At 32.9% G+C, this 8,297-nt stretch carries 6 protein-coding genes; 1 reads left to right on the top strand and 5 read right to left on the bottom strand.

Annotated features, from left to right (window positions below):
• Positions 1-486: 486 nt before the first annotated feature.
• The 5 genes from AC3DU7_RS18605 to AC3DU7_RS18585 form a co-directional block, all read right to left on the bottom strand.
• The gene (locus AC3DU7_RS18605; protein ID WP_488040807.1) at positions 487-1,437 is read right to left on the bottom strand and encodes a calcium/sodium antiporter; all 951 of its coding nucleotides are present in this window, start codon (positions 1,435-1,437) and stop codon (positions 487-489) included.
• 600 nt (positions 1,438-2,037) lie between these two features.
• On the bottom strand, positions 2,038-3,282 hold the full coding sequence (locus AC3DU7_RS18600) for an FkbM family methyltransferase (RefSeq protein ID WP_488040806.1): 1,245 nt from the start codon (positions 3,280-3,282) through the stop codon (positions 2,038-2,040).
• A 1,162-nt stretch (positions 3,283-4,444) separates the two neighbouring features.
• A complete protein-coding gene (locus tag AC3DU7_RS18595; RefSeq protein ID WP_488040805.1) occupies positions 4,445-5,080 on the bottom strand; it encodes a J domain-containing protein in 636 nt (211 codons plus the stop codon).
• 147 nt (positions 5,081-5,227) lie between these two features.
• Positions 5,228-5,824, bottom strand: coding sequence for an ATP-dependent Clp protease proteolytic subunit (locus AC3DU7_RS18590; RefSeq protein ID WP_488040804.1), 597 nt, complete (start codon positions 5,822-5,824; stop codon positions 5,228-5,230).
• Positions 5,825-5,855: 31 nt separating this feature from the next.
• Positions 5,856-6,545: an ATP-dependent Clp protease proteolytic subunit gene (locus tag AC3DU7_RS18585; RefSeq protein WP_488040803.1), complete on the bottom strand. Its 690-nt coding sequence runs from the start codon at positions 6,543-6,545 to the stop codon at positions 5,856-5,858.
• Between the two features lie 372 nt (positions 6,546-6,917).
• Between AC3DU7_RS18585 and AC3DU7_RS18580 the strand changes: the two genes are divergently transcribed.
• Complete coding sequence (locus AC3DU7_RS18580; protein ID WP_488040802.1) at positions 6,918-8,156, top strand: vWA domain-containing protein; 1,239 nt, start codon at positions 6,918-6,920, stop codon at positions 8,154-8,156.
• Positions 8,157-8,297 lie beyond the last annotated feature (141 nt).

Raw genomic sequence — 8,297 nt, 5'->3', positions numbered from 1 at the left:
CCTTTCTTCTCTCACTCTATTTGTATACTACATTTTGAAGTGCGGAATGTGGGTTAAATAGGACTTGCTGATTAAATATCAAAGAATTGACAAACAAAGACTTTAGCCTTTTTGGAGTCGAAAAGAGTGCCTGAGAATCAGCTCTTCATGCTCAAAAAGGAGTGCATTTTAGGGTCATGGTTGGGCAGAAAAATTATTCTTACAATTCTTACTCCTACCTCATTCCCCTAACTCCTGTATCCTGTATCCTGTCTCCTATCCCCTACTAAAAGACTTTTTCAGCAAACCCTAATTATACCCAATCCGGTTTTCAAAAGTCCGTTTTTTAAATTCTTCTCTAACTCTTCTACCTTACTGCCCTATACATTCATAATAACGGTTCTTTCTAAACTGGATTAAGTATTATTTATAACTGTTCATACAGACATGAAATTATTCGCTATTACTCTAGGAAATACAAATTTAAGTATTGGGTTTTGTAGAATGTCAAACTAACCCAAATATATTGCCAATAAACCACCCATAAAATAGGAAAAATATTAATCCTTCCCAACGAGTTACTTGTTTATCTTGAGTGACAAAAAAGAACATAATCGTTCCTGCTAATAAAACCAATAACCCACCACCAATAAGATCTTCAGGAATTACTAAATTCCCGATTAATCGTGGTATTCCTACTACCATTAATGAGTTGAAAATGTTAGAACCTAAAACATTTCCCACAGCAATTTCTGGGTTACCTTTTTTAGCAGCAGAAATAGTAACTATTAACTCTGGCAATGAGGTACCAAGGGCGACTGCACTTAAAGCAATTAACTCCTTAGCAATGTTGAGTATATCAGAAATTTTAGTAACTGATTCAATTGTATAAGTTGCCCCCAAAAATACAAATAATGAACTAACAACCACAATGGCTATTTGTTTGAGTGGTAAACTTTTCTTTGAGTTTGTATTTCCATCTTTTTCTAACTTTTGTTCTTCCTTAGCACTACTAATAGAGTATAAAACATAGATAACATATCCCAAAATACAAATAATACCTTCATTTTTAGAAAAATTATTATCTACAACTGTTAAACATAATAAAAAGGTTGAACCAACAAATAGTGGTAGATCTACATTAATTAGTTCATATTGTATTCTTAAAGGGCTACTAATTAATGATGCTACACCAATAATCAAGAAAATATTAGCAATGTTTGAACCGATAACATTACCAAAAACAATTTCAGAGGAATTTTGGTATACAGCGATAATAGATGATACTAACTCTGGTAGAGATGTTCCTACTGATACTATAGTTACACCAACTAAAAAAGGAGAAATTCCTAAAGATATACCTATTTTTTCTGCTGCATCTGTAAAGAAGTCAGAAGCTTTAATCAGAGTGGATAAGCTCACTATAAACACTATTGACCAGATAATTAAGTCTTGCATTAGTTTATTCTTTCCATTTACATATATTTGTCGCCAATCCAAATTGAAATTTTAGTGAGTATAGTAGTTTAACTTAAAAATGAGACGTTTTTTCGTCTGAAACTCCGTCATAGCAATAAAGCTTTGTCTCAATCTAAAGTTAAATGACTATATGTTTGTAAGCATTTCCTGTAGAATACTGCGCAAACAGCCGTCAGCTATCAGTTTCATTCCCTTGAATTGTATGAATTAAAAACTCAAAAAAAGTCTTTCTTGTGCTTATATTTATAGGTAAAAATATAGTATAGCAATGAGCGCTCAGATATTTACAATATCCAGTTCAAAGTGCAGTCTAGAAAAGGTGTACAAAAGATAATGTGTAAATATGTCAGCGCACGTTACTATACAAGTTAAACTAATTTTTATTTCATTCATTAAGGGAATATCAGAAAATAAATTATCCCAATTTTTGTACTCTATAGTTAACCAACTTTTATCTACTACCTTAACTTTTTCAATTTCTTCCCTACTCCCTGCTCCTTTTCTTTCATAACTAATTGGGATAATTTTTTATTTGGAAGTCCCTAAAAAGCTGATAGCTGACCGCTAATAGCTGAATGCTTACGTATATTTAATATAGAAGTTGACATATCTTCCACAATCAAATGCTTTAACAGTTTGATAGTTGACTGCTGCTAAAAATTTCCTAAAATCCTTGATATTATTTTTGGCAATTTCAACTAACATATCCGGTCGATAGCTAGATATCAAATTTTTTGCTCCTTCCAAGACATCTATCTCTTTACCTTGTACATCCATTTTAATGAAGTCTACTTTTTCAGTAATTATCTCATCTAAAGGAACAACTACTAATTCTTGACCATTGATAATGTTATCGTCAATTTCTGTCAAACATAAATCTTTAGCTGGATGTTCTTTTATGAAAGATTTACAACTATTTTTACCAAGAGCATAGCCTAATTTAGATAAGTCAATATTACTAACTTGATTAATTGAAATATGTCTCTTTAAAGCTGCAATAACTTCTGGATGAAACTCTATGGGGATAACTTTTGCTGCCTGGATAATTTTACTAAAGTATACTAAATGATTTCCTGTATTTGCTCCAACATCAACAATAACTGGAGCTGTTGATTTGAGATTTTGTCTAATAAATTCTAGCTCGGCTAATTCATAAAAACTTCCACCTACATTAGCAATTTCTACCGCTAGATTTTTTCCTGTTATTTCAAATCTTATGGGGGTGTTTTGATAATTGAATGAAACTAGATTGTCTCCTTTGAGTAACTTATCAACTAAAGTTAACCAAATTTTTGCTGCTTGATAATTAGGATTAATTTCTAGGGCTTTGTTAAATTCTGATTTAGCTTCTAAAAGTTTATTTTGCCTAATTAGTAAATTACCGATCGCTTGATGAGCTTGAAAACTTTTGGGTGATATTTCTAAGGCGCTATGAAAGTAGTTTAGTGCTTCATCAAATTTGCCTTGTTGAACTAGACTATTACCAATATTGCCATAAAATTCTAGGGCAGAATCTGGTTTTAGTTCTGCTAATTTTTTCCAATAGATAATAGCTTCGTCTAATTGATTTAGCTCTTGTGTAATTTTGGCTAAAAGATAAAGTAGAGATATATTGTTTGCTTCTAGGGACAAAGCATATTTATAGAATTGACTTGCTTCATCTAGTTTACCCTGGTTTTGCTCTATTAAACCTAAGTTAATTAGGGTTGGTACATGATTACTATCAGACTTGAGTATGTCAATATATACTGACTCTGCTTCTTTTAATTTTCCTTGTTTTTGTAGATTTATAGCTTTTTGGAAATCTTGATTTATGTCTGCCATTGTTAGTTTTTTTGATGATTTTTTTAAATTTTAAACAGAAATTACTGTTGTTGAAGCTAATCAAAATATTAGTATAGCAATATGATTTAAGTTGTGAGATATTGAATAATTCTAGTGAACAGGGAACATCAATTTTGGGAACAGAGAAGAAGAAAAAATGAATATATATTAATAAAATAAATGCTATATTGTATACTTCTAAGGAACATCTCAATTCTCACATCTGATTCCTGATTGCTATATGTCTTTATAATTTATAGGCTGCTATACCATTTTTATCAATGTTTGCTACGAATACTTAAAGTATTTTAGTAGTCATTTAGAGGTAGGGGAGCCGTAAGATTAGCGATGTAGTCGATAGGACGACGTACAGCGACTAGTAGTTAGGATAAATCAAATCTATTCTTTTAGTTAGTTAGTTAAAATAGATTAATAACTGATCGCTATAGCTTTGCTGTATTCACAGCATTATTTTTTTCAAATAGGTATTACACATTTGAGTTGAATTTGTGAATATAAATATGGGTATGGTTATTAACTTCAAGTATATTCCTAATAGTTTAAATATTTTTACTTGTTTCCTAATAATATTGCCAAAATTAAGGAATATAAGTCTCTTAAATTAATATTGATGATTCGTTTTTATTTATATAGCAACCCTACTAAGTTACTTTGAGAAAATTTAGGCATTTACAATAAATTAGAGAAAAATTTTGAAACCTTTAACCTATTTGCTGCTCCCTTTTTCTCAAATATTTTTTATATAGCAAATATTGAGTTAGTGTTTGGCTTATAGAAGCCATTTGGAATATTAGCTAATGTTGGGTTTTTAGGCCAAGAAGTGAGGATATTGATATTTAATTACTATAGATAGATAGATATCTCCAACAATCAAAAATTATGCTCTTTTATTGCACTGTTATTCATCAATTCTTTCCCCCTACTCCCTCCTCCCTATGGGTGGAGGAGATGCTTAATAGATCCGTTTAGGGGTTCCATACTGATGATAAGCTTTATACAAGGAAATATTTTTGTCCCTGTTGCCCACCTTGCAATCCAAACTAAGATTGTTATCTTACCCAAAAATTACACAAATATTCGTGTGTATATCTAATAAAAAAACTTGGTATATTGTACAACTATTGGTCGAATATGTAAATAATTAATAAATTTTTTCCAATTGACGAAAATCACGTTCTACTTCAGACCAAAGGGTGCGGTTGTGAGGATCTGTTTTGAGTGCTTTCTTTAAATAGTTTCTAGCTTTATCCAGTTGTCCTTCTCCAATAAGGTGACGTGCCCAACGTTGATAGGCAATCGCTTGCCATTGTCGTACTTCCCAATCTTGAGGCATTCTTTGAGCCAAACCTTCTACTAGGGCGATCGCCCGAGGATATCTTTTATATTTTAATAATTGCTGTAAATGTAAATAATAATTTTGCTTAAGTTGTTTTTCTGGTTCTGATAAGTGGGATTGATTTTTATGTTGATTCTGCTTACGAGTTACTTTAACTTTTGTTGACTTTGAGGGTGAAGTTTGTGGAGATTTAGTTTCTGGTGTTGAATTATTTTTTGTTGATTTGACAGTAGAATTGTATAGTAATTCTGTTTGAGAAGGAGCAATTTTAAGCAATATTTTGTAAGCTTCTGTAACTGCAATAAATTTATCTTTAGCCTGCTGATCGGGGTTAACATCTGGATGATATAGTCGTGCTAGTCGTCGATAAGAAGCCTTAACTTCTCCTAAACTAGCTCCTATATTTAATCCTAATTGTCGATAATACTCTGCTATATCCATATTTTTTTTACAGATAATTAAAGTCGGGTGAATATTAAGTAGTTGTGTAAAATAAATTAAACATTAACTTGGATAATTATCAATAATTTAGACAATTTTTTTCAATCTATTTTGCTTGCCTACTTAAATTCACCCTACTACTAACTTTTAGTTTTGACGCTCATCAATTACTTGGTCAATTAGACCATACTCTTTAGCTTCTTCAGCAGACATAAAATAGTCTCGATCGGTATCTTTTTCTATCTTTTCTAAAGATTGACCCGTGCATTCTACGAGCATATTGTTTAACTGCGTTCTAACACGCAAAATTTCCTTAGCTTCTATTTCAATATCTGTTGCTTGACCACGAGTACCACCCATTGGTTGGTGAATCATAATTCTAGAGTTGGGCAAAGCTAATCTTTTACCCTTCGTACCAGCAGCTAATAGAAAAGAACCCATAGAAGCAGCTAAACCCAAACAGATAGTAATTACATCTGCTTTTATATACTGCATAGTATCGTATATGGCCAAACCTGCAGTTACAGAACCACCAGGAGAGTTAATATAAAGATAAATGGGCTTATTTGGGTCATCAGAATCTAGATACAACATATAGGCTACAATTCTATTAGCTAGCCCATCTGTAACTTCTTGACCGAGAAAGATAATTCTTTCCTGACCGAGACGGGTGTAAATATCTATCCATCTCTCATACTGACTGCCAGGAAGACGATAAGGAACGCTAGGAACACCTATAGGCATAATATTTTTGACCTTTGATTTTATTGAGAACTTAGACAGTGGCAGGTAGTGGTTTTGGTAGTTCTTTTCTACTTGCTAAAACTTGGTCTATTAGACCATATTCTTTGGCTATTTCGGGGGTCATATAGAGCATTCTATCTGTATCTTTAGCAATCTTTTCTACTGATTGACCCGTATTTCTAGAAAGAATATTTAAAAAAGTTGTCTTATTAGCTAAAACCTCTTTTGCCCTAATTGAAATATCTGTTGCTTGACCCCTAGCTCCTGTTTTAGCTTGATTAAGAACTATGGTAGCATGAGGTAAACTTGCCCTATATCCTTTTGTACCTGCCGACAAAATCATTGCTGCTGTACCCATCGCTTGACCAATACATATTGTATGAATTGGTGGTTTAACGTAACTCATGGTGTCACAAATAGCAAATGCTTCTGTTTCAAAACCAATTGCGTCTCCTGTATACCAAGAAGTACCAGTAGAATTGATATAAAAATAAATTGGTTTTTCTGGATTATCAAATTGTAGATAAAGTAGTTGAGCAATAATTAATTGGGTAACATCAATACCTACATTTCTTTTTACTTCATCTGATGAAAATAGTGGTAACCCTAAATAAACGATTCGTTCTTTTAACATTAAAGATTCTAAATCAGGGGGCGGTGTACGAAAAGATGTGTCTCCGTAGTAACTCCCTGCTTGAACTGCTTTTATTTGTGAGTTCATTAGATAATTCCTAGCAATGATTGTACTATCTTTAGATTATGTTAGCGTGCTGTAGAGTTATTGTAGCGGGTATAATTGATATTAGTCATGTTCTTAAATTCAGTTATGATATTCTGAAATATTACTACCAAAAACAAGTTTTTTTGTCTAGGTGTGGATTCTACCATAATTATTTGGCAAAAATGGCGTACTTACCATTAATTATATTAGTTGATTAATATAGTTAGCAGAGATTGGGTTTCTTGTCTAGATGTAGATTTGATCGTCATTAACTTTTGAAGAAGCCTAATTTCTATGTATTCAGATCGAAATTTTTCCCTATATTTGTGGAGATATTCTTAAATAAGTAGTAGTAAAATTTCTTGTATATATATGAAAGTTAATCTACATTCAGTTCTTAACGATACCAATATTGATGCAACTAAATCTTCATCTCAACGCCAACTGGCCATATCTATTTCAGCTCTAGCTGATGAGTTAGAAAGAACTGTACCACTAAACCTATGTTTGATTTTAGACCATAGTGGTTCTATGGAAGGAAGGCCACTGGAAACTGTCAAACAAGCAGCAGGACAACTTGTAGATAAATTGAAAGAGGGAGATCGCCTTTCGGTTGTGGCTTTTGACCATAGAGCTAAAGTGATTGTTTCTAATCAAATTATTAATGACCCTGCTAGCATTAAGCGTGAGATTAACAGATTGAGACCCTCTGGCGGCACAGCTATTGATGAGGGTTTGAAGTTAGGAATAGAAGAGTTAGATAAAGGCCAAAAAGATTCTATTTCCCAGGCTTTCGTATTAACTGATGGGGAAAATGAACATGGGGATAATGAGCGTTGCCTTAAGTTGGCAAAGTTGGCCACTGATTATAGTATGACTCTAAATTCCCTGGGATTTGGTGATGATTGGAATCAAGATGTTCTGGAAAAAATAGCTGATGCAGGTGGGGGGACTCTGGCTTATATTCAACGCCCGGAACAGGCAATAGAAGAATTTGGAAGACTGTTTAACAGGATTCAGTCTGTAGGACTTACTAATTCTTATTTACGATTATCTTTGATGCCAAGAGTTAGATTAGCAGAACTTAAACCTATTGCACAAGTAGCACCAGATACTATTGAATTGCCCGTACAAAAAGAGAACGACCGCTTTATGGTCAGACTGGGAGATTTAATGAAAGATGTAGAAAGAGTAGTTCTAGTTAATCTTTATATTGGGCAATTACCTGAAGGAAAACAGGCGATCGCTCAATTACAAATTCGTTATGATGACCCTGCTCAAAGTAAGGAAGATTTACTTTCTGAACCTATATTAGTTGAAGCTAATGTTACACAAAAATATCAGCCTCAAATTAATTCTGAAGTACAAAATCATATTTTAGCTCTAGCAAAATATAGGCAAACTCAAATAGCTGAAACAAAATTGCAGCAAGGCGATCGTTCGGGTGCTGCTACGATGTTACAAACGGCTGCTAAAACAGCATTACAAATGGGAGATACAGGGGCAGCAACTGTTTTACAAACCAGTGCTACTCGTTTACAAGATGGAGAAGAACTTTCTGAAGCAGATAGGAAAAAAACTAGAATTGTTTCTAAAACAATTTTAAAGTAATTTAAATTAAAGGATACTTTTTTATTAGTTTAGCCAGGTTATTTTTTCCTGGCTAATACTTTAATATCATGTCCGGTTGAACAATTATAAATAAATGACGAAGGAGTCAGGATTTAGGAGTTAGGAGTTAGGAGTTAGGAG

This window comes from Okeania sp., from assembly GCF_983059655.1.
Note: the sequence above shows the minus strand (reverse complement) of the source record. Positions and strands in the feature narration are given on the sequence as shown.

Excerpts from the sequence above, each read along its gene's own strand:
- AC3DU7_RS18605 (WP_488040807.1), bottom strand. The coding sequence starts at position 1,437 with ATGCAAGACTTAATTATCTGGTCAATAGTGTTTATAGTGAGCTTATCC.
- AC3DU7_RS18600 (WP_488040806.1), bottom strand. The coding sequence starts at position 3,282 with ATGGCAGACATAAATCAAGATTTCCAAAAAGCTATAAATCTACAAAAA.
- AC3DU7_RS18595 (WP_488040805.1), bottom strand. The coding sequence starts at position 5,080 with ATGGATATAGCAGAGTATTATCGACAATTAGGATTAAATATAGGAGCT.
- AC3DU7_RS18590 (WP_488040804.1), bottom strand. The coding sequence starts at position 5,824 with ATGCCTATAGGTGTTCCTAGCGTTCCTTATCGTCTTCCTGGCAGTCAG.
- AC3DU7_RS18585 (WP_488040803.1), bottom strand. The coding sequence starts at position 6,545 with ATGAACTCACAAATAAAAGCAGTTCAAGCAGGGAGTTACTACGGAGAC.
- AC3DU7_RS18580 (WP_488040802.1), top strand. The coding sequence starts at position 6,918 with ATGAAAGTTAATCTACATTCAGTTCTTAACGATACCAATATTGATGCA.